This is a genomic window from Streptomyces lanatus (assembly GCF_014655715.1).
GTDB classification, from domain to species: domain Bacteria; phylum Actinomycetota; class Actinomycetes; order Streptomycetales; family Streptomycetaceae; genus Streptomyces; species Streptomyces lanatus.
Genome location: NZ_BNBM01000014.1, coordinates 46246 through 69120, shown reverse-complemented (window position 1 = coordinate 69120; position 22875 = coordinate 46246). Strand labels below are relative to the sequence as shown.

Annotated in this window: 20 protein-coding genes; 8 read left to right on the top strand and 12 right to left on the bottom strand. The window is 70.7% G+C overall.

Going from position 1 to position 22875, the window contains the following annotated elements; all coding sequences use genetic code 11:
* Positions 1 to 138 precede the first annotated feature (138 nt).
* On the top strand, positions 139 to 1164 hold the full coding sequence (locus IE325_RS30955; protein WP_190073415.1) for a DUF3533 domain-containing protein: 1026 nt from the start codon (positions 139 to 141) through the stop codon (positions 1162 to 1164).
* A 153-nt stretch (positions 1165 to 1317) separates the two neighbouring features.
* Here the strand turns inward: IE325_RS30955 and IE325_RS30950 are convergent, their stop codons facing one another.
* The 4 genes from IE325_RS30950 to IE325_RS30935 form a co-directional block, all read right to left on the bottom strand.
* Positions 1318 to 2400 carry a S1 family peptidase gene (locus IE325_RS30950; protein ID WP_190073414.1) on the bottom strand — a complete coding sequence of 361 codons (1083 nt, stop codon included), beginning with the start codon at positions 2398 to 2400 and terminating at the stop codon, positions 1318 to 1320.
* A 277-nt stretch (positions 2401 to 2677) separates the two neighbouring features.
* Positions 2678 to 3511: a slipin family protein gene (locus IE325_RS30945; protein WP_190073594.1), complete on the bottom strand. Its 834-nt coding sequence runs from the start codon at positions 3509 to 3511 to the stop codon at positions 2678 to 2680.
* Positions 3512 to 3673: 162 nt separating this feature from the next.
* Complete coding sequence (locus IE325_RS30940; protein ID WP_190073413.1) at positions 3674 to 4579, bottom strand: S1 family peptidase; 906 nt, start codon at positions 4577 to 4579, stop codon at positions 3674 to 3676.
* 262 nt (positions 4580 to 4841) lie between these two features.
* Complete coding sequence (locus IE325_RS30935; RefSeq protein ID WP_229912133.1) at positions 4842 to 6053, bottom strand: DUF5685 family protein; 1212 nt, start codon at positions 6051 to 6053, stop codon at positions 4842 to 4844.
* A gap of 382 nt (positions 6054 to 6435) precedes the next feature.
* Between IE325_RS30935 and IE325_RS30930 the strand changes: the two genes are divergently transcribed.
* Complete coding sequence (locus IE325_RS30930) at positions 6436 to 6873, top strand: cell division protein SepF (protein ID WP_190073411.1); 438 nt, start codon at positions 6436 to 6438, stop codon at positions 6871 to 6873.
* A 35-nt stretch (positions 6874 to 6908) separates the two neighbouring features.
* Here IE325_RS30930 and IE325_RS30925 read toward each other — a convergent pair whose 3' ends face one another.
* Together IE325_RS30925 and IE325_RS30920 are read right to left on the bottom strand one after the other, a co-directional pair.
* Positions 6909 to 8099, bottom strand: coding sequence for an acyl-CoA dehydrogenase family protein (locus tag IE325_RS30925; RefSeq protein WP_190073410.1), 1191 nt, complete (start codon positions 8097 to 8099; stop codon positions 6909 to 6911).
* 185 nt (positions 8100 to 8284) lie between these two features.
* Complete coding sequence (locus IE325_RS30920; RefSeq protein WP_190073409.1) at positions 8285 to 9886, bottom strand: MFS transporter; 1602 nt, start codon at positions 9884 to 9886, stop codon at positions 8285 to 8287.
* Positions 9887 to 10145: 259 nt separating this feature from the next.
* Between IE325_RS30920 and IE325_RS30915 the strand changes: the two genes are divergently transcribed.
* Together IE325_RS30915 and IE325_RS30910 are read left to right on the top strand one after the other, a co-directional pair.
* The gene (locus tag IE325_RS30915) at positions 10146 to 11336 is read left to right on the top strand and encodes a mannosyltransferase family protein (RefSeq protein WP_373315249.1); all 1191 of its coding nucleotides are present in this window, start codon (positions 10146 to 10148) and stop codon (positions 11334 to 11336) included.
* Positions 11337 to 11573: 237 nt separating this feature from the next.
* Positions 11574 to 12611 carry a phosphatase PAP2 family protein gene (locus tag IE325_RS30910; RefSeq protein ID WP_190073408.1) on the top strand — a complete coding sequence of 346 codons (1038 nt, stop codon included), beginning with the start codon at positions 11574 to 11576 and terminating at the stop codon, positions 12609 to 12611.
* A gap of 53 nt (positions 12612 to 12664) precedes the next feature.
* Here the strand turns inward: IE325_RS30910 and IE325_RS30905 are convergent, their stop codons facing one another.
* Complete coding sequence (locus IE325_RS30905; RefSeq protein WP_190073407.1) at positions 12665 to 12880, bottom strand: I78 family peptidase inhibitor; 216 nt, start codon at positions 12878 to 12880, stop codon at positions 12665 to 12667.
* A 491-nt stretch (positions 12881 to 13371) separates the two neighbouring features.
* Here IE325_RS30905 and ctaD point away from each other — a divergent pair, with 491 nt between their 5' ends.
* Positions 13372 to 15045 carry an aa3-type cytochrome oxidase subunit I gene (gene ctaD, locus IE325_RS30900; protein WP_190073406.1) on the top strand — a complete coding sequence of 558 codons (1674 nt, stop codon included), beginning with the start codon at positions 13372 to 13374 and terminating at the stop codon, positions 15043 to 15045.
* On the opposite strand, the gene IE325_RS30895 is transcribed toward ctaD, so the two are convergent.
* From IE325_RS30895 to IE325_RS30880, 4 genes are all read right to left on the bottom strand, one after another.
* Entirely contained in the window at positions 14948 to 15985 is a 1038-nt protein-coding gene (locus IE325_RS30895; protein WP_190073405.1) for a helix-turn-helix transcriptional regulator, read from the bottom strand. The two genes, ctaD and IE325_RS30895, sit on opposite strands and share 98 nt — an antisense overlap.
* A 20-nt stretch (positions 15986 to 16005) precedes the next feature.
* The gene (locus IE325_RS30890) at positions 16006 to 16404 is read right to left on the bottom strand and encodes a hypothetical protein (protein ID WP_190073404.1); all 399 of its coding nucleotides are present in this window, start codon (positions 16402 to 16404) and stop codon (positions 16006 to 16008) included.
* A 69-nt stretch (positions 16405 to 16473) separates the two neighbouring features.
* Complete coding sequence (locus tag IE325_RS30885) at positions 16474 to 17763, bottom strand: ABC transporter substrate-binding protein (protein ID WP_190073403.1); 1290 nt, start codon at positions 17761 to 17763, stop codon at positions 16474 to 16476.
* Positions 17738 to 18289, bottom strand: coding sequence for an MTB12 C-terminal domain-containing protein (locus tag IE325_RS30880; RefSeq protein ID WP_190073402.1), 552 nt, complete (start codon positions 18287 to 18289; stop codon positions 17738 to 17740). Before IE325_RS30880 ends, IE325_RS30885 begins: the two co-directional genes overlap by 26 nt.
* Before the next feature lie 156 nt (positions 18290 to 18445).
* On the opposite strand from IE325_RS30880, the gene IE325_RS30875 reads away from it, so the two are divergent.
* From IE325_RS30875 to IE325_RS30865, 3 genes are read left to right on the top strand one after another with little or no spacing between them, the layout of a single operon-like run.
* On the top strand, positions 18446 to 18922 hold the full coding sequence (locus IE325_RS30875) for a hypothetical protein (protein WP_190073401.1): 477 nt from the start codon (positions 18446 to 18448) through the stop codon (positions 18920 to 18922).
* Positions 18922 to 21669, top strand: a complete 2748-nt coding sequence (locus tag IE325_RS30870; RefSeq protein ID WP_190073400.1) for an ABC transporter permease subunit — start codon at positions 18922 to 18924, stop codon at positions 21667 to 21669. Before IE325_RS30875 ends, IE325_RS30870 begins: the two co-directional genes overlap by 1 nt.
* The gene (locus IE325_RS30865) at positions 21666 to 22346 is read left to right on the top strand and encodes an ATP-binding cassette domain-containing protein (protein ID WP_190073399.1); all 681 of its coding nucleotides are present in this window, start codon (positions 21666 to 21668) and stop codon (positions 22344 to 22346) included. The genes IE325_RS30870 and IE325_RS30865 overlap by 4 nt, the downstream gene beginning before the upstream one ends.
* Here the strand turns inward: IE325_RS30865 and IE325_RS30860 are convergent.
* Positions 22276 to 22812 carry a transglycosylase family protein gene (locus IE325_RS30860; RefSeq protein WP_190073398.1) on the bottom strand — a complete coding sequence of 179 codons (537 nt, stop codon included), beginning with the start codon at positions 22810 to 22812 and terminating at the stop codon, positions 22276 to 22278. The genes IE325_RS30865 and IE325_RS30860 overlap by 71 nt on opposite strands.
* Positions 22813 to 22875 lie beyond the last annotated feature (63 nt).

Here is a 22875-nt window from a genome sequence, read left to right as displayed (position 1 = left end):
CCCCGCACTCGAACATCAGTTCCCAACACCCTCACCCCCACCATAGACCATTTCCGGACCGTTTCTCGAACACTCGTGCGACATCCGTTCGGACGCCTCCCACCTGCGCAAACGCCCGGAGCCCCGGACGGTGGGGGCATGACGCAGACCACCGGCAGCCCCTTCCTCGCCGAGGTGAAGGACGCGGTCACTCCACGGGCCACACTGCTCCTGACCGGCACGGTGATCCTCGCTCTGCTCTTCATCGCCTCCTATGTGGGCGCACTCCACGACCCGAAGCCCAAGAACCTGCCCTTCGGGGTCGTGGCCCCCCAGGTCACCGCCCAGCAGACGGTGACCCGGCTGGAGAACCTGCCCGACGACCCCCTGGACCCCCGCGCCCTGCCCGACGCGGCGACGGCCCGCGCCCAGATCCTGAACCGCGAGATCGACGGCGCCCTGCTGATCGACCCGGCGGGCACCACCGACACCCTGCTGGTCACCACCGGCGGCGGAAGAGCACTGGCCACCGTCCTGGAGAACCTCGTCACCACCCTGGAGAAATCCGAGGCCCGCACCATCCGCACCGTCGACGTGGCCCCCGCCGACCCGCACGACGCCAACGGCCTCACGTCCTTCTATGTGACCGTGGGCTGGTGCGTGGGCGGCTACCTCTGCGCGTCGATCATGACGATCAGCTCGGGCGCCCGCCGCCCCACCCCGAGACGCTCGGTGATCCGCCTCCTCGCCATGGCCCTGGTCGCGGTCGTGGGCGGCCTGGGCGGCGCACTGATCGCCGGCCCGATCCTGGGCGCCCTTCCCGGCAGCATCGCCGCGCTCTGGGGCGTGGGCGCGCTGACCATCTTCGCGGTGGGCGCGGCCACCCTGGCCTTCCAGGCCATTTTCGGCCTGGCCGGAATCGGCCTGGTGATCCTGATCATCGTCATCCTGGGCAACCCCAGCGCGGGCGGCGCCCTCCCACCCCCACTGCTCCCCCCGTTCTGGCGCGACATCGGCCCGGCCCTACCCCCCGGCGCGGGCACCTGGGCAACCCGCTCCATCGCCTACTTCAAGGGCAACGACGTAACCGACTCCCTACTGGTCCTCTCGGCCTGGGCAGCGGCGGGAATCGCGATCACACTCCTGGCGTCGATGCTGCGGGGCAGGGAGCCGGCAACGCCGTAGCGACACCCGCGTACGGCGGCGCGACCTCGACCCACCACACAACCGTTGGCGCTACGCGCACCCCCACCGAACCCGCGCAGGCCGCCGCAGGCATCAACACGAAAGCCCCGCCCCTCGAAACACGAGGGACGGGGCTCCGCGAAGCGGAACGTGTCAGCCGATCTCGGTACCCGTGGCGGACAGCGCCTCGGTCACCGGCTGGAAGAAGGTCTCCCCGCCGGAGGTGCAGTCACCGCTGCCACCCGACGTGAGCCCGACCGCCTTGTCACCGGAGAACAGCGACCCGCCACTGTCACCCGGCTCGGCGCAGACGTCGGTCTGGATCAGCCCGTTGACGATGTCGCCGTTGCCGTAGTTCACGGTGGCGTCCAGGCCGGTCACCTTGCCCTCGTGCACCTGGGTGGTCGACCCGCTGCGGGTGACCGCCATGCCCACGGTCGCCTCCGCGGCCCCGCTGATCGCCTGCGAGGACCCGTTGTAGAGGTTGACCTCGCTCGGGTGGTCGACCTCGGCCGTGTACTTGACCAGCCCGTAGTCGTTGTCCGGGAAGCTGGACGTCTCGTTGGTGCCGATCTCGTTGCCGTCGGAGTCCGACCACGTGGAGATGGACTCGGTGCAGTGCCCGGCAGTCAGGAAGAACGGCTCGCCGCCCTTGACGACGTTGAAGCCGAGCGAGCAGCGCCCGCTGCCACCGGTGATCGCGTCACCGCCGGCGATGAAGGGCTTGAACTCCCCCTTCGACCGCTTGAGTTCGACCGTGGAACCCAGCCCGTCGACGACCTTGTCGAGCTTGGCCAACTCGGCCTTGGAGACCGTACGGTCCGCGGTGACGACGACCTTGTTCGTCGCCGGGTCCGTCACCCAGGCGGTGCCCGGGATGGTCGCGTCCTGCTTGAGGGTGGTACGCGCGCTCTTCAGCTCGGCGAGCGAGTTCTCGACGACCCGCGCCTTGGCGCCGGCGGCCTCGACCGCATCGGCGGCGGCCTGGTCGAGCACGTTCACCACGAGGTTCTTGGTCTGTGCGTCGTAGTACGTGCCGGCGGCGTCACCGCCGAGGTCCTTCGCCAGCGTCGAGGCGAGCTTTCCGGCCGCGGTGATCGACAGCGTCTTCGGCGTGGACGCCTCCGGCGTCTCGCTGGCGTTCGCAGTCTGCAAGGTCACGCCCGCGGCGACCAGTGCGGCGATACCCGCACCTGCCACGGCTGCACGCCGCTTGGGTATGCGTCGGTGCTTCAACTCACGTCCTCCTGTGGGGGGTCGGCCCGAGAGGTTGTGGGGACCTCGCCGGACCGGAAGGCGTACGGCCACGGGGGCGGTGCACAACAAAAGCCGCACCCGCGCCGGTTGAACAACGCTCACTATTGCGAGGGTCACAGGGAGTGCACAAGGTCGACTTCAGGACGCGCGTAGAACGCGTTTCCACGCCCCCGCTGTCTTGACCGTGCACAGTCACACCCGGTGCCTTCGCACAGCAAACACCGCAAGCGAGCATCCCATCACCAACGCGTGAGGTCTACTCCTGTCTTGAAATCGCCCCTCCGGGACCCGATTCCAACCGAGGTTCCCGGGACGGCACTTCCTGCGCGACCGGGCCACCTTTCTCCAGGAACCGCAACAATTCCACCGGAATCGGCAGCACCAGCGTGGAGTTCTTCTCGGCCGCCACCGCCATCACCGTCTGCAGCAGACGCAGCTGAAGGGCCGCGGGAGTATCGGCCATCTGATGAGCGGCCTCGGCCAGCTTCTTGGAGGCCTGAAGTTCCGCGTCGGCGTTGATGACCCGTGCCCGCCGCTCCCGGTCGGCCTCGGCCTGCCGCGCCATCGACCGCTTCATGGTCTCGGGCAGGGAGACGTCCTTGATCTCCACCCGGTCGATCGTCACGCCCCACTCGACGGCCGGACTGTCGATCATCAACTCCAGCCCCTGGTTGAGCTTTTCGCGGCTGGACAGCAGATCATCGAGCTCGCTCTTGCCGATGATGGACCGCAGCGACGTCTGCGCCATCTGCGAGACCGCGAACCGGTAGTCCTCCACCCGTACGACCGCCTCGGCCGGCGCGGTCACCTTGAAGTAGACGACGGCATCGACCCGTACGGTCACATTGTCCCGGGTGATGCCCTCCTGGGCGGGAATGGGCATCGTCACGATCTGCATGTTCACTTTGCGCAGTTTGTCGACGCCCGGCACGATCATCGTGAACCCTGGCCCGCGCACTTGGGGCCGGAGCTTCCCGAGGCGGAACACCACGCCCCGTTCGTACTGCTTGACGACCCGCGCGGCCGCCGCCACATAGACCAGCCCGGCGGACGCGAGCGTCACTCCCGCCGCCACCAGCTCCTCGACCATCACCGACCCCCAGGGTCCGACGTGGGCGCATCACAGCGGAGTACTGCCTGTACGTCGACGGTAACCCCGCCGCCGGAGCAAGGGCGAGCCCCCGCACGGCAGTTGCGTGCGGGGGCTCGTCTGCTGCTGGCTGCTTGCTGTCGATCAGGCCGGACGGAGGTCTCAGTAGACGCTGACGCCGTACGCGCTGAGGGCCTCGGTGACCGGCTGGAAGAAGGTCGTGCCACCGGAGGAGCAGTTGCCGCTGCCGCCGGAGGTCAGACCGTACGCGGTGCCGTTGCTGCCGTAGAGCGAACCGCCGGAGTCGCCGGGCTCGGCGCAGACCGTGGTCTGGATCAGGCCGGAGACGATGTCGCCGCCGCCGTAGTTGACGGTGGCGTTCAGGGCGGTGACCCGGCCGCTGTGCGTACCGGTGGTGGAGCCGTCACGGATGACGGTGGTGCCCACGCTGGGCGTGGCCGCGCGCGTGATGTCCACGCCGTTCGCGGTGCCGGGCCGGCTGACGGAACCGGAGTAGCGCACGATGCCGTAGTCGTTGCCCGGGAAGCTGGAGCCGGCGGTCGAGCCGATGACCGAGGTGTGGCCGGAGTTGGACCACCAGGTGCCCGCACCGTCGGTGCAGTGGCCGGCGGTCAGGAAGTACTGGTTGCCGCTGCTGTCCTGGACGTTGAAGCCGAGCGAGCAGCGCCAGCTACTCGCATAGATGGCGTCGCCGCCCTGGATGAACTTGCTGAACTTGCCGGGGACGCTCTTGATGGTGAGCGCGTCGGCGTTCGCCCCGGCCTGTTCCTTGATCTTGGCTATCTCCGCCTGGGAGACCGTGGAGTCGACGGTCACCGTGACGCGGTTGGTCTTGCTGTCGACGGACCAGGCGGTGCCGGGTACGTCGGCCTTCAGTACGGAGCCGCTGGCGCTCTTGAGCTGGGCGGCGCTGAAGGTGGCGGGAGTCTCCGCGGCGGTCGCGTTGGGGATCGCGATCGCGGCCGCGGCAACGAGGCCGGTGGAAACGGCGATCAGCCGGGTCCGTCTCGTAATGCCGCTGCGGGGGGTGGTGCGCTTGATCCTCACTTTTCGTTCCCTCCAAGGGAAGTCGGGGGCCCGCGTGGGGTCGGGGCCCGGTGTGAGGCGCAGTCAGAGGGCCGTTGTCCGGATTTCGAATACGCCGTGCCCCTGACAAGCGCTGAGGGGAGTATTCGGCCGAACGACCGGTTGGCACAAGGGCGCCTTTCGGCCGTCAACCTTTGAACCATCTGTGCTGGTTGACCGCTCCTGCCCCGGTCAGAGCCGGTCGGCACGGCTTGCGCCGGGCCGACCGCCCTCGGAATCCGCGTCAGCAACCGTCGCAGGGGCAGCAGCAGTCGCAGCCGTCACAGTCGCAGTCACGGCAGCAGCCCTCACGCTTCTTGCGCGACCACGGGCCCTCGTACTCCTTCGCGCAGCACAGCTTGCAGGTGCAGCACAGCAGCCAGAACATCCCGCAGCCGGCCCAGAACCCGCGCCGTCCCTTCGGCGGCTGCGGCGCGGCCCCACCACCGAACCCACCGAAGTCACCACCGCCCCCACCACCAAAGCCCCCGCCACCACCGCCGGGCGCACCCCCACCGCCGGCGTAGGGATTCCCCCCGGCATATGGATTCCCGCCACCGGCATACGGATTCTGCGGCGCCCCATACGGCCCCTGCTGCGGGAGCTGCGGCTGCTGCCCGTAAGGCCCGGGCTGATGCGAGGCATGGGACGAGCACATCGGCACCGTCCCGAACGCCCGGTCCACCGAGCGCCGCAGCTCATGCACCAGCAGCAGATGGGCGAGCCCCGGATCCGTGAACTCGACCTCCCGCAGCGCCAGCCGCACCCCGTGCACGGCGTCATCGGCGAGCCGGCGCGCTTCGGCGAGCGAGGTCCCGGTCGCCGTCAGCGGGTTCCACGCCCCCGCCTCGGCGTCGGCGGCCCGGTCCTCCACGGCGTCCAGGAGGTGCGCGAGCCGTCCGAAGAGGCGCCCGGCCTCGGCGAGCGGCTCGGCGTTGCCGGGCCGTCCGGCCAGGATCGCGGTGTGCGCGAAGGCGGCGGCGGTCGCGGTCTCGGTCGGCTCGGTCACGGTGAGGACCGACGTCCCGATCCCGGCGAGCGCCTCGATGCCGACCTGCCGGTCCACGGCGTCGACCAGTACGGCGGTGTCGAACCCGACGGCCGAGCCGCTCCGGGCACCCGCAGCGCCCCAGCCGGCCGCCACCCGGCGCGCCGCGAGGGCCACCGGCTTGCGGGCCAGCAGTCCGTCGCCGTCGGCCATATGGTCGCGCACCTTGGCCGAGGCGAGCACCAGTGAGACGGCGGCCGCGAGGCGGGCACCCTCACCCTGTGCTACGGAGGCGGTGCGCATCCCGCGCAACGGGCACGGTCCCGCCGTACGCCGAAGTCCGCTGTCCTGCCGCGCCTGAGCTTCCGTCAGTACGGAGATGAGGAGCCCGTCGTAGTTCGTCACGATCCGCGCGAACTGGCCATGGTCGCCCCGCAACGAGAGGCACAGCCCGCACAAATGCGCCATCCACTGTCCCGTGAGATTCTCTCCGAGGCGATGACGACAGGGCCTGACAATTCCGAACACGACGCTCCCCCGAGGTTCTTACGACGTAGCCATGACGCTGAGCTGCCGCATCGTACCGGCCGCCGCGCCGATCGCCAGGGCCGTCTCGTTCACCCGTACGCACCCCGCATCACCCATACGCCGCGAAGAATCATATTTCACTCCCAGTCAGCAGCCGTACGTGGCATGCCCCTTGGGGGACACGGGCTCTCGACGTATTGGCTGTGCACCAGTACCGTCACAAACCCCCCGCGCGGCGTCTATCCACTTGGCGTGACGTCCGCATCATGGATGACCATAGGGATGCGGAAAGCAGAAGAGACCGCTGTGAGAGGAGGCGTCCATGGGATCGGTGCGCAAGGCGAGTGCCTGGCTGGGCCTCGTTGACGACAACGATGACGAGCGTTACTACGACGACGACTACTCCGAAGGGGCCGAGCCCGGGGAGGCCTGGGTCACCGACCCGCGGGTCAAGGTGGCCACGGATGTCGCCGAGGAGAAGGGCCGCCGTATCGGCACGGTCACCCCGGACAGCTTCCGGGACGCCCGCGCCATCGGCGAGCTGTTCCGGGACGGGGTCCCGGTCATCATGAACCTCACGGCCATGGAGCCCGGCGACGCCAAGCGCGTCGTGGACTTCGCCGCGGGGCTCATCTTCGGCCTGCGCGGTTCCATCGACCGCGTGTCCAACCGGGTGTTCCTGCTGAGCCCCGCCGACACGGAGATCGTCAGCGGTGAGCGCGCGTCCCGCCGCGAGGACGGCTTCTACAACCAGAGCTGAGGCAGGGCCGTTCACCGGCCCTGCCCCCTGGTGGGTCAGCGGAAGGCGTCGAGCCCGGTGAGCGCCTTGCCCAGCACGAGCTGGTGCATCTCGACGGTGCCCTCATAGGTGAGCACCGATTCGAGGTTGGTCGCGTGCCGCATGATGGGGTATTCGAGCGAGATCCCGTTGGCACCGAGAATCGTCCGTGACGTACGGCAGATGTCGATGGCCTCGCGGACATTGTTCAGCTTTCCGAAGCTGACCTGTTCCGGACGCAGCCGGCCGGCGTCCATCCGCCGCCCCAGATGGTGGGCGAGCAGGATCCCCTTGTGCAGTTCGAGCGCCATGTCGGCGAGCTTGGCCTGGGTGAGCTGGAAGCCCCCGATCGGCCGGCCGAACTGCTCCCGAGTCTTCGCGTACTCGACAGCGGCCTCGAAACAGGACCGCGCCGCACCCATGGCGCCCCACACGATCCCGTACCGGGCGTGCGAGAGACAGCTGAGCGGCCCCTTGAGCCCGACGACGTCGGGCAGCACGGCATCGCCCGGCAGCCGTACGTCGTCCATCACGAGCTCACTGGTGACGGAGGCGCGCAGCGACAGCTTGTGCTTGATCTCGGGCGCGGAGAACCCAGCACTGTCGGCAGGGACGACAAACCCCCGGATCCCGTCGTCGGTCTGCGCCCACACGACCGCGACCCCCGCCACTGACCCATTGGTGATCCACATCTTCCGCCCGTTGAGGACCCAGTCGGAGCCGTCGCGCTTGGCGTACGTCCGCATGGAGCCGGGGTCGGACCCATGGTCGGGTTCGGTCAGCCCGAAGCAGCCGATCACCTCACCGGAGGCCATCCGCGGCAGCCACTGCTGCTTCTGCTCCTCGCTCCCGAACCGGTGAATGGCGTACATGGCGAGAGATCCCTGCACGGAGACCAGGGACCGGATCCCGGAGTCGGCGGCCTCCAGCTCCAGACAGGCGAGCCCGTACTGCACGGCGGAGGCCCCGGCGCACCCGTACCCGGTGAGCGACATCCCGAGGGCACCGATCTCCCCGAGCTCACGGGCGAGCTCACGGATCCCCGGCAGCTCACCGTTCTCGTACCACTCGGCGACATACGGCACGACCCGATCCGCCGCCCACGCCCGCACGGTGCTCCGGACGGCCAGGTCCTCGGGTTCCAGGAGATCGTCGATGCCGAGGGGGTCGGCGGGATCGAACGGGGGCAACTTCGAGGACGCGGACATGGGAGACCCTCCGGCAGCACGGAAAACTAGCACCGCTAATTACGACTGAGGCCAGACGCTACGACGCAGTGTCCCGCACGTCCAGTACGTACACCGCAAGCCGCCGATGGCGAGAACCCCCACAGGGGAGGTCCACTCCTCAGCCCACTGGAAACCGGTGGTGCGCGGGTGGGAGAAGGCTTTGGTCAAGCGGAGACGCGGGACTCGGCGACTTCCCGAGGCTTGGGCAACTCCACGGCAGGGGCCTCGCACTGCATGGTCCGCGGCAACCGCAACGCCATGGCCGCCCCCAGCAACAACAACCCCGCACTCACGAGCAACGTCACATGCAGCCCGTGCACGAACGCCTCCCGAGCAGCATGATGCAGGGCACCCCCCGCCGACCCGCCCAGCTGCGCAGCGACCTCGTACGCCTCCCCCAACGAGTGGGAAGCCGCCGTAGAGGCCGATGCAGGCACCCCCGACACACCCGAAAGCCCGGGGGCGTACGCCGCGTTCATCACGCTGCCCAGCAACGCGATGCCGATCCCCGCGCCCAGCTGGTACGACGTCTCCCCGATCGCCGCCGCCCCGCCGGCCTGCTCCGGCGGAGCCTCGCTCAGCATCGACTCGTACGCCCCGAAGAGCGTGGTCTCCAGGCCGAAGCCCAGCAGCACGAACCCGAAGAGCAGCAGCCCGGGATCGTCCTCGGCGCCCATCGCGGTCAGCACGATCACCGCGAGGGCGGTCAGACAGAACCCGGCGCACACCATCCGCCGCGGCCCGAACCGCCGTAGCATCCGCGCGCCCGCGAGTCCGGACGCCATCGCCGCGAACGTGAGCGGCAGCAGCCGTAGCCCCGTCTCCAGCGGCGAGAGGCCGAGCACCAGCTGGAGGTACTGCGCCGCGATCAGCTCCAGGCCGACCAGCGCGAGCATCGCCAGCACGATGCACCCGACGGACGTACTGAACGCCGGTCGCGCGAACATCCGCAGGTCCACCAGCGGATACGTCCGCCGCTTCTGCCGGCGTACGAAGAGGACCAGCATCACCGCGCCGGCCACCAGCGGCACCAGGGTGAGCAGGCTGGCCACCGGCTCCCCGCCGCCGAGCCGCTTCACGCCGAGGACGACGCCGAAGAGGCCGGCCGCCGCGAGCAGCGCGCCGATGACGTCCCAGGGGCCCTTGGGGTCGCCCTTGGACTCGGGCAGCAGCAGCCGTCCGACGGGGAGGCTGACCAGCATCAGCGGGATGTTGACGAGGAAGACCGAACCCCACCAGAAGTGTTCGAGGAGGAAGCCGCCGAGCAGCGGTCCGACCGCCGCGCCGACCGCGGCCACGGCGCTCCAGATGCCGATGGCGAGGGCCCGCTCACGCCGGTCGGGGAAGACCTGGCGCAGGATCGACAGGGTCGCGGGCATGATCATCGCGCCGCCGACGCCGAGCAGGGCGCGGGCCAGGATCAGTACCTGTGGGTCGTGCGCGAGGGCCGCGAGACCGGAGGCGAGGCCGAAGAGGCCGTATCCGAGGAGCAGGACGCGTCTGCGGCCGACCCGGTCGCCGAGCGTGCCGAAGAGGATCAGCAGCGAGGCGCAGACGAGCGGATAGATGTCGACGATCCAGAGCAGTTCTATCGCGCCGGGCCGGAGGTCCTCGGTGACGGCGGGCACCGCCACATGCAGCACCGTCGCGTCGACCGCGACGAGCAGCAGGCTGACACAGAGGACGACGAGGACGACCCAGCGGTTGGCACCGGCCCCGGCCGCCCGACGGCGCAGCGCAGCGGCAGCCGTGGTCGTCCCGGACATGTACGTACCTCCCAGATGTTCCCTCGCCCTAGGCGGTACACGGGGTGGGGACTCCCCGCGACTCGGCCGGAGAGGAGCGGTGGTCTCCGACCCGCGCAAACGAGGGCGAGTGACTCGTCAGAGTACGCGAGTCCCTGTCCGCGCCGAGTGGCGGACCTCTCACACATCCGACGCAACGAGTGTGGCATACACCACTCCCGCCCCCTTCGGCCGCGTCCCGGCCGACCTCGCGATTCACGCCCGGCCGATAATCGGGCCCGTGACCGATCTTGCGATGCGCGCGTCCCCGGCCCGCTCCGAGGCGCTGCGCCGGGCCGCCCCGGCGCTCCTCGGGTACGCGGCCGTACGCGCCCTGGGCCTGCTCGCCCTGACCCTGTGGAGCGCGGCGCGCGACAAGGACGCGTACACCTTGCTGACGGCACGCTGGGACGCGCTCTGGTACACCCGGGTCGCCGAGCGGGGCTACGGCTATGAGGTGCGCCTGCCCAACGGGGACGTGCACTCGAATCTCGCGTTCTTCCCGCTGCTGCCCTGGCTGGAGCGGCTGGGCGCGCAGCTGCCCTCGTTGTCGTATGCCGACGCCGGCTTCGTCGTCAGCCTGCTCGCCTCGCTCGCCGCCGCGTGGGGGATCTTCGCGGTGGCGGACCATGTGTACGGCCGTCGTGTCGGGGTGTGTGCCGTGCTGCTGTGGGCGGTGCTGCCGGTCGGGATCGTGCAGTCGATGGCGTACAGCGAGTCGCTGTTCACGGCGCTGGCGGCGTGGTCGCTGTACGCCGTGCTGACCGGCCGCTGGCTCACGGCGGGCACGCTGGCGCTGCTGGCCGGGCTGACCCGTCCGGTGGGTCTCGCCGTGGTCGCGGCGGTGTGGGTGACGGGCATCGCCGCGTTCGTGCGGGAGCGAAGCGCGGGGCCGGCGTCGGGCGTGGACGCCCCGGCACACGCCCCCGGTCCGGCGGTGCGCCGCGTCCTCGGCATGCTGCTCGCCCCGCTCGGCGCCGCCGGATACGTCCTGTGGGTCGGCCATCGCACCGGCAAGGGTCCGCTGGGCTATCTCGACGTCCAGGCGGGCTGGCGCAACGGCTTCGACGGCGGATACGCCTTCGCCCGATTCGTCGGCGAAAAGTTCACGTCGTTCCCTTCGGCCCTGGCGGGCGTCGGGCTGATCGTGGGTGTGGGGCTGCTGATCTGGCTGTATGTCGTCTGTGTACGGCAACGCCAGCCGCTGCCGCTCCTGGTGTACGCGGGCGTCGTGACCGCGCTCGCCCTGTGCGCGTCGAGCTACTTCGGCTCGAAACCGCGCCTGCTGCTGCCCGCGTTCCCGCTGCTGCTGCCGCTCGCCCGGTCCCTGGCCGGGCTGCGTACACGCAGGTCGGCGCTGGTGATGGGGGCGGTGGCCGTGGCGTCGGCGGTGTACGGGGCGTTCTGGCTGAACGGCAGCGGTCCGCCCTGACCTGGGGTGAGCGCCGGTGTGCCCCGAGAGAATTCCAGATTATGCCCGGGTGAACGAACTCAAAAGCGCAATTAACTCCCCATCCGGAATGATCAAAAGAATTGAAGGCCACACTGTCCGGTGATTGTGGATTCACTGGAATTAAACCTCCGGCTGAGAGGAATCCCACATCACATCGTCATCACAAAGCCGTTGAATCGCCCGGGTTCTGAGCTCACTCGCTGTAACGTCGATTGGGTGTGTACCGAACGGAAGCCCACCCGTCTGGACCGGGTGTTCGCCAGGCTGGATCGTGAGCCGGAACGACCGGCTCTGATCAGCGTGCCCGAAATGAGCCGGCACAGGATCGTGCTCCTGGGCGCGACCCTGGCCTTCTACGTGGCGATCGTGTGGGCCGTCGTCATCACCTCCTGGCTGGTCCGGCTGGACTGGCAGGTCATGTTCTTCCGGCCCTACCAGCAGTGGTCGGAGATCCACGCCTTCGTCGACTACTACGTGGTGCTCGGCCAGCGCGGCCCCACCGCCGTGATGGTCGCGGCCTGGCTGGGCTGGCGCTCCTGGCGGCAGCACACGCTGCGGCCGCTGCTCGCGCTCGGTGTCTCGCTGCTCCTGCTGAACATCACCGTGGGTGCCGCGAAGCTCGGCATGGGCCGCCTCGGACCGCACTACGCGACCAGCATCGGCTCGAACGAGATGTGGCTCGGCGGCGATATATTTCCCAGCGGCCACACCGCCAACGCCGTGGTGACCTGGGGAATCCTCGCCTATCTGGCCTCGACGCCGAGAGCGCGCCGCTGGCTGTCGGCCCTGTCGGCGGTGACCTCGCTGGGTGTCGGCCTGTCCACCGTGTACCTCGGTACGCACTGGCTGAGCGATGTGCTGCTCGGCTGGGCCGCGGGCCTGCTGATCCTGCTCGCCCTGCCGTGGTTCGAGCCGCTCATCACCCGCGCCGAGACCTGGATCCTGGACCTGCGCGACCGCGTGCGCGAGCGCCGGACCAGCAGCGTTCCGGTACCGACCGCTCCGGTCGGGGCGCCGGTGCCGCTCAAGCCGCGGCCCGTGCCCGCCGACAAGGAGGTCGCGGCCCGCGAGGCGGCAGCCGCGGCGCACTCCCCCCGGGCGACCGTCCACCAGCCCGCCTATCTGGCTCCGGGCCCGCACACGGCCCGCGCGGAGCGCACCCCGGTCACCCCGGCCGGCAGCCGCCGCCCGCCGCACACGGACCGCATCACCCGCGGCTCGGCCCCGACGGCCCGCCCGCTCGCGGGCGGCTGACCAGCACGGCGGAAGGCCCCGGTTCCCGACGGAACCGGGGCCTTCGCATGTCGTCAGCCCTTCCAGGCCCGCGCCACCTGGCCGTCCTTGACCTCGAAGTTCAGGCGACCGCTCCGGTATTCCATGGTGATGATCGCCCCCGGCGGCAGCGAACGCACCGTCGACCACCCACGGTCACGGGCCAGCCGCTCGGCCCGGTCGGCGTCGAGACCGACATACGCGTCCGGGTTGTCCTCGGGTTCTGCGGGGGGTTTCGGAATGGGTGCCATGCGGCCCACGCTAGGGCCTCCACAAGGCGTCGGGCCAGAGCGGACGGCGATCCTTCCGCGACCCTTCCGCGATCCTTTGTAGCGGCCATCCGAGTCACACGTACCTCTCGGGTCACGCTTTTGTCACAGAATCACGACACGCGTTTCGGTCCATTGGACAAGCCTTAGGCATCGACCGGCCGTCACACGGACGAGGGATTCTCTGGGCCTTGTGCAGGCATTCGATCGTAATTCCCGCGTGTCGCGCGGACCGGTTCGAGAGCCCGGCGGAAAAGTTCCCGAGGAACTGTCCGCTGCGTCTCTTCTTCCCGATTCCACGCGAGCCGCGGGAGGGAGCGCCGCACAGAAAGTACATGGTTCCACCACAGAACCTCCGTACGCCCCCTGTCGGAGCGCGGCCGACGCGAGCATCATGGCGTGAACTCGCGTCGACGGGTGCGACGCGGGCTTCAGCGGGCCCGGGACGCGACGAGCGAAGGGGCGAGCGAGCGATGGGGACGCAGTCCGCGCAGGCGACGGCACGGCCCATGCCGAGCAGACAGCCGGGCGGCCGGGTGGTCGTCGACTGGCTCACCACCACCGACCACAAGAAGATCGGCCATCTCTACCTGATCACGTCGTTCGGGTTCTTCCTGGCCGGCGGTGTGATGGCCCTGCTGATGCGGGCCGAACTGGCCCGGCCCGGGATGCAGTTGCTCAGCAACGAGCAGTTCAACCAGCTGTTCACCATGCACGGCACGATCATGCTGCTGCTGTTCGCGACCCCGAGCTTCGCGGGCTTCGCCAATGAGCTGATGCCGCTGCAGATCGGCGCCCCGGACGTCGCCTTCCCGCGGCTGAACATGTTCTCGTACTGGCTGTTCCTGTTCGGCGGCCTCATCGTGATGGGCTCGCTGATCGTGCCGGACGGACCGGCGGGCTTCGGCTGGTTCGCCTACGCCCCGCTCAACAGCCTGGAACGCTCCCCCGGCATCGGCCCCGACCTGTGGATCATGGGCCTGGCGCTGGCCGGCTTCGGCACCATCCTCGGCGCGGTCAACTTCATCACCACCATCATCGGGATGCGCGCCCCCGGCATGACGATGTTCCGGATGCCGATCTTCGTGTGGAACACGCTGTTCACGTCGATCCTGATCCTGATGGCGTTCCCGGTGCTGGCGGCGGCGCTGCTGGTGCTGGAGGCGGACCGCCGGTTCGGGTCGGTGGTGTTCGACGCGGGCAACGGCGGGGCGCTGCTGTGGCAGCACCTGTTCTGGTTCTTCGGCCATCCCGAGGTGTACATCATCGCGCTGCCGTTCTTCGGCATCATCAGCGAGATCATCCCGGTGTTCTCGCGCAAGCCCATGTTCGGCTATCTGACGCTGGTCGGGGCGACGATGGCGATCACCGGTCTGTCGATCGTGGTGTGGGCGCACCACATGTTCGTCACCGGCGCGGTGCTGCTGCCGTTCTTCTCCTTCATGAGCTTCCTGATCGCCGTGCCGACGGGAGTGAAGTTCTTCAACTGGACCGGGACCATGCTCAAGGGCTCACTGTCCTTCGAGACCCCGATGCTGTGGGCGACGGGCTTCCTGGTGACGTTCCTGTTCGGCGGTCTGACGGGGGTGATCCTCGCCTCCCCGCCGATGGACTTCCATGTCTCCGACTCGTACTTCGTGGTCGCCCACTTCCACTACGTCGTCTTCGGCACGGTCGTCTTCGCGATCTTCGCCGGGTTCCACTTCTGGTGGCCGAAGTTCACCGGGAAGATGCTCGACGAACGGCTCGGCAAGATCCACTTCTGGACGCTGTTCGTCGGCTTCCACACCACGTTCCTGGTGCAGCACTGGCTGGGCGCGGAGGGCATGCCCCGCCGCTACGCCGACTATCTGGCGGCCGACGGCTTCACGGCGCTGAACACGGTCTCGACGATCGGCGCCTTCCTGCTCGGCCTGTCGACACTGCCGTTCCTCTACAACGTCTGGAAGACCGCCAAGTACGGCAAGAAGGTCGAGGTCGACGACCCCTGGGGCTACGGCCGCTCCCTGGAGTGGGCGACATCCTGCCCGCCGCCGCGGCACAACTTCCTCACCCTGCCGAAGATCCGCTCGGAGTCCCCGGCGTTCGATCTGCACCATCCCGAGCATGCGTTGGAGGCTCCGCGGCCCGCGCCAAGCAGCGAGTGAGCAGACCGTGGGCCGCCCTGATCGTCTCGACCAGCTCGGCCGGCTCCACCACCTCGAACTCGAAGCCCATGAGCATCACATGGATCACCATCACATCGAGGCTCCCGGCCCCGGTGCGCAGCAGACAGCTGTCGGGGCCGGCCGCCTCCAGCTGGCCCGCCGTCGGCGAGATGCTCTCCGCCGCCACCTCCAGGGGCACCAGCAGCCGGATCACGGCCTGCGAGGCGTACGCGCGCGTGGAGACGCCCCGGGAGACATACGCGGCGAGATCCTCGGCGGGCGGGGTGCGCGGGGTGAAGCGCGGGCCGTGCGGGGGCTTCGGGGTGACGCGGTCGACGCGGAACGTCCGCCAGGCCTCACGGTCGAGGTCCCAGGCGACCAGGTACCAGCGGCGCTCGCTGCACACCAGGCGGTGCGGTTCGACGCTGCGGCGGGTGGCGGCGCCCTCGTGGTCGCGGTACTCGAAGCGCAGCCGCTCGCCGTCCCGGCAGAGGTGGGCGAGCTCGGTGAGCACGGCCGGGTCGACGGCGGAGGGCTGGGGGCCGCGCAGCATGGGCACGGTGAAGGCGTTCAGGGCGCCGACGCGGCGGCGCAGCCGGTTCGGCAGGACCTGCTCCAGCTTGGCGAGGGCCCGTACCGAGGTCTCGCCGATGCCCTCGATGCCATGGCCGGCGGCGGTGCGCAGGCCGACGGCGACGGCGACGGCCTCGTCGTCGTCCAGCAGCAGGGGCGGGAGTTCGGCGCCGGCGCCGAGCTGGTAGCCGCCTCCCGTGCCGGGGCTGGCGTTGACCGGGTAGCCCAGCTCGCGCAGTCGGTCGACGTCGCGGCGGATGGTGCGCGGGGTGACACCGAGGCGGTCGGCCAGGTCGGCGCCGGACCATTCGCGGTGGGCCTGGAGGAGGGAGAGCAGCCGCAGGAGCCTGGCCGACGTGTCCAACATGGTCCGAGTCTGCCAGTCGCCTAGAAGGTGGCCTCTAAGGGCGTCACCCTGAGCGGCGTCCCCTCATGGCGGCATTCCACGCTGAGGTTGCCACCGCGCGTCTCGTACGGCACCCGGGACGCCGACGGATGCACTTCCATGGCGCCCGGCACCAGCCGGTCCGGGTGTTCGTCCCTGACGCTGGCGTACGCGTCCCAGTGGCCCTCCGGCAGCGGGACACTGCTGGGCAGGGCGGCGCGCAGCCGGCCGGTCGTAGCCGGCGTCAGGGGCAGGGTGACCTCCTCGTCGCCCTCGCGGTGGCGCAGCACGAGATGGGCCTCCGCGGCGGACCCGACGGCGGTGACGTCGAAGGTCAGTCCGCCCGCCGAATCCGCGATGCAGTCGGCGCTCAAGGGTGCGGCCTGCGGCACGGGCGTCATGCGCTGCGGCTCCTCCCTCGGCTCTCGGCTCTGTCGGTTGGACCGGCGATACGGCCTTTTGGTTGCCCGTCACGGCTGGTACGGCAGCTGCGGAACCTCGAAGCAGGTGGTGTTCATGTCGCCCTGGGAGATCCAGCCGCGGCCGTCCTCCCAGCGGGCCACCGACAGACAGGTCCGGCGGCTCTTCGGCGGCTCCGGCAGCCGCTCGAAGGTGACCGGGATCAGCAGGCCGTCGGCGGTGTATCCCTGGCTGCGGTTCATGTGGTCGTCGACGCACGCGCGCGTGACGCCCTGTTCGGCGCAGGCCTTCGCCGCGTCCGTGAACCACATGGCCGCCGCCCAGCCCTCCAGCTGCCACTGCGAGTGGGTCTCCAACCCCTTCGTGGCGTCCCTGAACTCCCGTACGGCGTCCTGGTCCGTGTCCTCGTAGTCGCGGGACGACCCGGTCGCCCACAGGGCGTTGCGGCAGCGCGGGGCGTCCTTGTAGTCCTCGGCGACGGTGGACGTCCAGTTCTGTACGTTCGTGACCTTGGCGGTGACATCGGCGCCGACGTCGTCCATCGCCTCGCACAGCCGGGCGTTGCCATGGGTGTCGATGGCGTCGAAGACGAGGTCGGCGCCCTGTTTCTTCAGGTCGGCGGCGACCGCGCGGAAGTTGGGCAGGGCGAAGTCGACCTGTTCGGTGACCACCTTGTAGCCCTCGGCCTTCAGGCCCCGTTCGACGAGCCGGGCGTAGGCGGCCGACGCGGGCTGGTTGTAGGAGACGACGGCGGCCGTACGGGCACCGTGCTCGCGTTTGAAGTAGCGGTAGACCTCCGTGCCGCCGTACTGCTGGCCGTCCCAGCCGGTGGTGCCGTCGCGGGGCGCGAGGCTGCCATAGATGCCGTACAGGTGCGGATAGGTGTCGTAGGCGGCCCCGATGGGCTGGCCGCCGATGTCGGGCACGCGTGCGCGTGAGACGCGCGCGGCGCCGGCGTAGTCCAGGGCGGTGGTGGCGACGAGGGCGACGACCTTGTCCTCGTCGATCAGCTCGTGCACGCACTCGTTGTTGCCGACGCCGCTGCCGCCGTCGTCGCACAGGCGTACCTCGACGCGGCGGCCGTCGATGCCGCCGCGCGCGTTCAGGCGGTCGAAGTACGCCTTGGCGCCGTCGCGCGGGCCGGTGAAGGCGTTGCCGCCGACCGGGCTGGTGGCGCTGGTGATGATGCCGACGCGGATCGGGCCGCGGTCCGGCTCCGAGGGAGTTCCCCGGTCCCGGTGCTCGAAGTCGCTCTCCGGCAGCCTGCTGCCGCACGCCGTGCTCAGAGTCAGCAGCAGCACGAAGATCGCCGCCTCAGCACCCCGGGATCGATGACCCATTGCCGCTCATCTGGACCAGCGCGCACAGGGTCTTGGCGGACACCTTCCAGGTGCCGTCCTGTTCGATGGCGGTTCCGGCGGCGTTCGGCAGGGCGGTGGCGCCCTTCAGGGTCAGGTCGTAGGTCACGTTGGCCTCGGTCGGCGAGGTGAACTCGACCTTGGAGACCTTCGCCTGGACCTGTCCGCCGCGCTCGTCACCGCTGAACGCCTGCAGGACCGGCGCCATCTGCTCGCCGTTCTCCAGGACGGTCTGTTTGTCCTCCGTGGTGGTCTTCGGGTCGAAGAACTTCTGCCAGTTCTGCCTGATCTCCGTCTCGGCCGCTCCCGCGTCGGCGGGGGCGGAGGCGGCCGGCGACTGCTCGGTCCGCTCGACGGTCGGGGTCGGCGGGGTCTCGCTGCCGCCGCCTCCTTCGTCGTCGCTGCATGCCGCGAGGGCCGGAGCGAGGAGGAGAAGCAGGGCGGCCGCCAGTGCCGTACCCCGTCCCCTGCGCGCGTCGCGCCGCCTGAGGTCGCTCCCGAGAACCATCTGGCTCACCACCGGGTGTCGATCCGGGCCGTGTGCGCCCGGTGCTTTCAGGGTCAGCTTGCAGGAGGCATAGTGCAAGCCATTGGCTGACATGGACAGGCACATGCACGGAAACCCCGTGTGCATGCGTGAGAACCCGACGTGTGGGAGCCGGCGATGCGGACAGCGCGACTGCGGACCGTGCACCCCGTCCTGTGGGCCGGCTGGGCCGCGCTCGCCGCGGGGGCGGTGCTGTGCGTCATCGGCTGGTACGGCGTCTCCGGCGAGCGGTTCGCCGAGCGGCAGCTGCCGTATCTCGCGTCCTGCACGGTGCCCGGCGCCGCGCTGATCATCGCCGGGGCGGTGCTGCTGACCCATGGCCGCAGCGCCCTCGCCGCCGCGCGCGTGGAGGAGCTGTACGCCCTTCTGGTGGCCGCGGAGCCCACCGACGCCGAAGAGTCCGGGCCGGGCGCCACCGCGCCGCTGGCGGTCAGCGGAGACCTCCTCATGGTCCCCGGCGGCACGCTCTGGCACCGGGCGGACTGTCCGCTGGTCGCCGGGAAGGTGGAGGCCGTCCCCGTCGATGCGAAGCTGGTGAGGAGCGGCGAACTGGGCCCGTGCCCGATCTGTGAGCCCGCCGAAGCGGATGACTGATGTCCTCCCTGACGTACGACCTCACCCTGGCCGGTCTGTCGGTCGGCAGCGCCGCCGCGCTCACCGGGATCGGCCTGATCGTGACGTACCGCGCGACGGGCGTGCTGAACTTCGCGCACGGCGCGATCGCGATGGTGTGCGCCTACCTGCTCCGCCAGTGCGTGGTGGAGTGGGGCTGGCCGCTGTGGGCGGGCGCGACGGTGACGCTGCTGCTCGTGGCGCCCGGGATCGGGATGCTGCTGGAACGGTTCGTCTTCCGACCCCTGTCCGTCCTGGGCAGCGACCCGGCGCAGACCCTGGTGGCGTCCATCGGGGTGTTCGTGCTGCTGGTGGGCGGGGCGGCGCTGCTGTGGGGCCAGGGGGCGCGGGACGACGCGCCGGAGCTGGTGTCGGCTGACCCGTGGGGCCAGCTGGCGGTGGCGCTGCTGCTGGCGGCCGGGGTCGGGGCGGTGATCCGCTGGACCCGCTTCGGCCGCGAACTCCGCGCGGTGGTGGACGACCGTCAACTGGCGGTCCTCGGGGGCATCGACGCGGACCGGGTGGCGGCAGCGGGCTGGGCGTTCGGCTCATTCACGGCGGGCCTGACAGGCGTACTACTCGCCCCCTACGTCCGCCTGGACCCGTACGGCATGCCGCTGCTGGTCATGGAGGTCGTGGCGGTGGCAGTGGCCGCGAGGATGCGCAGCCTTCCGGTCGCCGTCGTGACGGCGCTGGCCATCGGCGTGGCCCAGAGCCAGCTGACGCGCCTGCACCCGTCGGGCTGGGGCGCGCCCCTGCTCCAGGCGGTCAGCACCAACCTCTTCGTGGTGGCCCTGCTGATCGCGGCCCTGGCCCTGCCGAGCGTGGGCACGCGCGACGCGCTCCCGCGCACGGCCACCGCGCGCGTGCCGACACCTCCGGGCGCCTGGATCGTGGCGCTCGTCCTCTTCCTGCTCCCGCTCGGCTTCGCGGGCTCGGATCTGCACACGTCGGTGCAGGTGCCGGCGCTGGGCGTCGTCCTGCTCTCCCTGGTCGTCGTCACCGGCCGCGGCGGCCAGATCTCCCTCGGACAGGCGGCCTACGCGGGCCTGGGCGCGCTGTTCACGGCCCTGCTGGCGGCCGGCCGCTTCCCGGGCCTGCCCCGCCTGCCGGAGCTCGCCGCACTGGCGCTGGCGGTCATCCTGGTGGCTCCGCTGGGCCTCCTGACCGGCTGGCCGGCGATCAGCCGCCGCGGCCTGGCGCTGGCCCTGGCCACCTTCGCGGTCGGCGTCGGCGTGAGCCGCTTCGTCTTCGCCCAGCCGTACGCGATCGCGGGCCTGTCGCTCGGCCGCCCGGCGGGCTTCGAGGGCGACCGCGCGTACTACGTCCTGGAACTCACCCTCCTCGCGGCGGCCCTGCTCGCGACCTGGCTGCTGCGCCGGGGCCGCACGGGCCGGGCCCTGGCGGCGATGCGGGACCACGAGTCCGGGGCGTCGGCGGCGGGCGTCCAGGTGCCCTCCCTCAAGCTCCTGGCCTTCGTCTCGGGCGCCGCCCTGGCCGCCCTCGGCGGCGGCATGCTCGGCATGGGCCTGCGCGCCTTCGACCCCGCCGCCTACGACCCGGTCCGCGGCCTCCTCTGGTTCGCCGCGGTGGTCGTCCTCGGCGCCGACAGCACCCTGGGCGCCCTGCTGGCCGCGGCCCTCCTCGTAGGCCTCGACGCGGGCGCCAAGGGCGGCGTGGCGGCGGCCCTGATCGGGGTACTGGCGGTGACGGTGGGGCGCTTCCCCGGGGGACCGTACGAGGCGCTGCGAACGGCGACGGAGACATTCCGGCTCCGGCGGGGGGTGCGGCTCACGGGGCTGGGCGCACGGGTGCGGGGGCGGCTGCGGCCGGCGGGGCGGGGAGTGGGGCCGCAGCCTGCTTTGGCGGGGGTGACGGCGTCCGGATCGGCGGAGACGACTCCCCCCACGAACCCGACACCCGCCGACGGCGCCAAGCCCCCACAAGGGCCACCCACACCCGACGACGATGCCCGCACAGGCGGTGCGGGTGGGAATCCGAACGCGGCCGAAGGCCGCGCGCACCCCCACCCCCCGGCACTCTCCACGCACCACCTGCACGCCCGCTACGACGGCTTCACCGCCCTCTCCGACATCACCCTCACCATCCCACCCGGCCACATAACCGCCATGGTCGGCCCCAACGGCGCAGGCAAATCCACCCTGTTCCACTGCCTGGCAGGCACCCACCACCCCACACACGGCCAAGTCCTCCTCGGCCCCCGGGACATCACCCACCTGTCCGCCCACACCCGCACCCGCCTCGGCATCGCCCGCACCTTCCAGCAACTGTCCGTGTTCCCGACCCTGACCGTCGCGGAGAACGTCCGCGTGGGAGCCGAACAGGGCCACGTCCAGGACCCGTCGGCCGTGGAGCGAACCCTGAGACTCCTGGGCCTGGACGGCCCCGTACGCGCCCTCCCCGCCGCCGACCTCCCCACCGGCACCCTCCGTCGCGTCGAACTCGCCCGAGCCCTCGCCGGCGCCCCGCGCGTCCTCCTGCTCGACGAACCCGCCGCCGGCCTGGACACGGCGGAAGTCACCGCACTCGTCCGCGTCCTCAAGGCCCTCGCCGCCGACGGCATGGCCCTCCTCGTCGTCGAGCACGACCTCGACCTGGTCGCCGACCTCGCCGACACCGTGCACGTCATGGCGGCGGGCCGCATCGTCGCCTCCGGCCCACCCGACCGCATACTGGACGCGGCAGGCACCCAGGAGGCCCCCGCATGACGGCCGTCTCCCTGCGCCACGCGCGCGTGCGCTACGGCCCCCTGGAGGCCCTCCACGGCGTGACGATCGCCGCCGCCGGCCCCGGGCTGACCGTCCTGCTGGGCCGTAACGGATCCGGCCGTACGACCGCCCTGCGCGCCCTGGCCGGCACGGTGCGGCTCTCGGGCGGCGCGGTGGTGTGGGACGGCGTCGACGTGACCCGAGTCCCGGCGTACGAGCGGGCCCGCCGCGGACTGTGCCTGGTCCCCGAGCGGCAGGCGGTGTTCGGCTCCCTCACCGTGCGCGAGAACCTCGAACTGGCGGCCGTGTCGTACGACATCGCCCTCGACGCCTATCCGGCGCTTGAGCCGCTCCTGGCGCGCCGCGCCGGCACCCTGTCCGGCGGTGAGCAGCGCATGCTGGCGCTGTCCCGCGCCCTGCTGGCACGCGCGCGTGTCGTGCTCGTGGACGAGCCCGCGCAGGGCATGTCACCCACGGTCGCCGCGCACACGTACGAGTTGCTGAGCGGACTCGACGCGTGCGTGATCGTCGCCGAACAACGACTGCCGCCCGTGCTGCGGGACCGGGCGGCACTCGTCCACGAACTGCGGCGCGGCGCGGTCGTGTTCAGCGGAGAGGCGTGTGAATTCGCGCGCCGGGCAGCAGCGCGCCCCACCGGTTCAGGCCCTTCGGCCTGAGCAGCAGCGAGCCGGGGGTCAGCCGGTGGTCGGCGGCGACGCCGGGCTTCTCCCACTTCATCCGGCCCTTGAGCCCGTACCGCCGGGAGCAGTGCGGCCAGGCCCCCCAGCCCTGCACGGCCACGACCTTGCGGGCGATGGTGATCTGCTCCTCGCGGGAGGCGAGATCCGCGCGCGGGGCGTACTTCAGCCCGCCGAAGCCCTCCCAGGTCGGCTGCGAGAACTGGAGCCCGCCGAAGTGGCCGTTGCCGGTGTTGATCCGCCAATTGCCGCCGCTCTCGCACTTGGCGACACAGCCCCAGGGCCAATGGTCCTTGGCACAGGCCAGTGCCGCGGGTTTGGGCGGTGGTCCGGCGGCCGGTAGAGGAGGCGCCACCTGGGGCGCGTGTGTGGCGTGTGCGGCCCCCGGCGTGACGGCGGTCAACAGGGCGGTGGCCAGGGCGATCGTGAGCGATGCGTATTTCATATCAGCACGCTAGGCAGCTTATTGCCGCCGGCCGGTGCGGCACGTCGAAGGGCCGCGGGGCCC

Bases quoted from the DNA above. Each gene is read 5' to 3' on its own strand.
- IE325_RS30955 (WP_190073415.1), top strand. From the start codon at position 139: ATGACGCAGACCACCGGCAGCCCCTTCCTCGCCGAGGTGAAGGACGCG.
- IE325_RS30945 (WP_190073594.1), bottom strand. From the start codon at position 3,511: ATGGTCGAGGAGCTGGTGGCGGCGGGAGTGACGCTCGCGTCCGCCGGG.
- IE325_RS30935 (WP_229912133.1), bottom strand. From the start codon at position 6,053: ATGGCGCATTTGTGCGGGCTGTGCCTCTCGTTGCGGGGCGACCATGGC.
- IE325_RS30930 (WP_190073411.1), top strand. From the start codon at position 6,436: ATGGGATCGGTGCGCAAGGCGAGTGCCTGGCTGGGCCTCGTTGACGAC.
- IE325_RS30925 (WP_190073410.1), bottom strand. From the start codon at position 8,099: ATGTCCGCGTCCTCGAAGTTGCCCCCGTTCGATCCCGCCGACCCCCTC.
- IE325_RS30920 (WP_190073409.1), bottom strand. From the start codon at position 9,886: ATGTCCGGGACGACCACGGCTGCCGCTGCGCTGCGCCGTCGGGCGGCC.
- IE325_RS30905 (WP_190073407.1), bottom strand. From the start codon at position 12,880: ATGGCACCCATTCCGAAACCCCCCGCAGAACCCGAGGACAACCCGGAC.
- ctaD (WP_190073406.1), top strand. From the start codon at position 13,372: ATGGGGACGCAGTCCGCGCAGGCGACGGCACGGCCCATGCCGAGCAGA.
- IE325_RS30895 (WP_190073405.1), bottom strand. From the start codon at position 15,985: ATGTTGGACACGTCGGCCAGGCTCCTGCGGCTGCTCTCCCTCCTCCAG.
- IE325_RS30890 (WP_190073404.1), bottom strand. From the start codon at position 16,404: ATGACGCCCGTGCCGCAGGCCGCACCCTTGAGCGCCGACTGCATCGCG.
- IE325_RS30885 (WP_190073403.1), bottom strand. From the start codon at position 17,763: ATGGGTCATCGATCCCGGGGTGCTGAGGCGGCGATCTTCGTGCTGCTG.
- IE325_RS30880 (WP_190073402.1), bottom strand. From the start codon at position 18,289: ATGGTTCTCGGGAGCGACCTCAGGCGGCGCGACGCGCGCAGGGGACGG.
- IE325_RS30875 (WP_190073401.1), top strand. From the start codon at position 18,446: ATGCGGACAGCGCGACTGCGGACCGTGCACCCCGTCCTGTGGGCCGGC.
- IE325_RS30870 (WP_190073400.1), top strand. From the start codon at position 18,922: ATGTCCTCCCTGACGTACGACCTCACCCTGGCCGGTCTGTCGGTCGGC.
- IE325_RS30865 (WP_190073399.1), top strand. From the start codon at position 21,666: ATGACGGCCGTCTCCCTGCGCCACGCGCGCGTGCGCTACGGCCCCCTG.
- IE325_RS30860 (WP_190073398.1), bottom strand. From the start codon at position 22,812: ATGAAATACGCATCGCTCACGATCGCCCTGGCCACCGCCCTGTTGACC.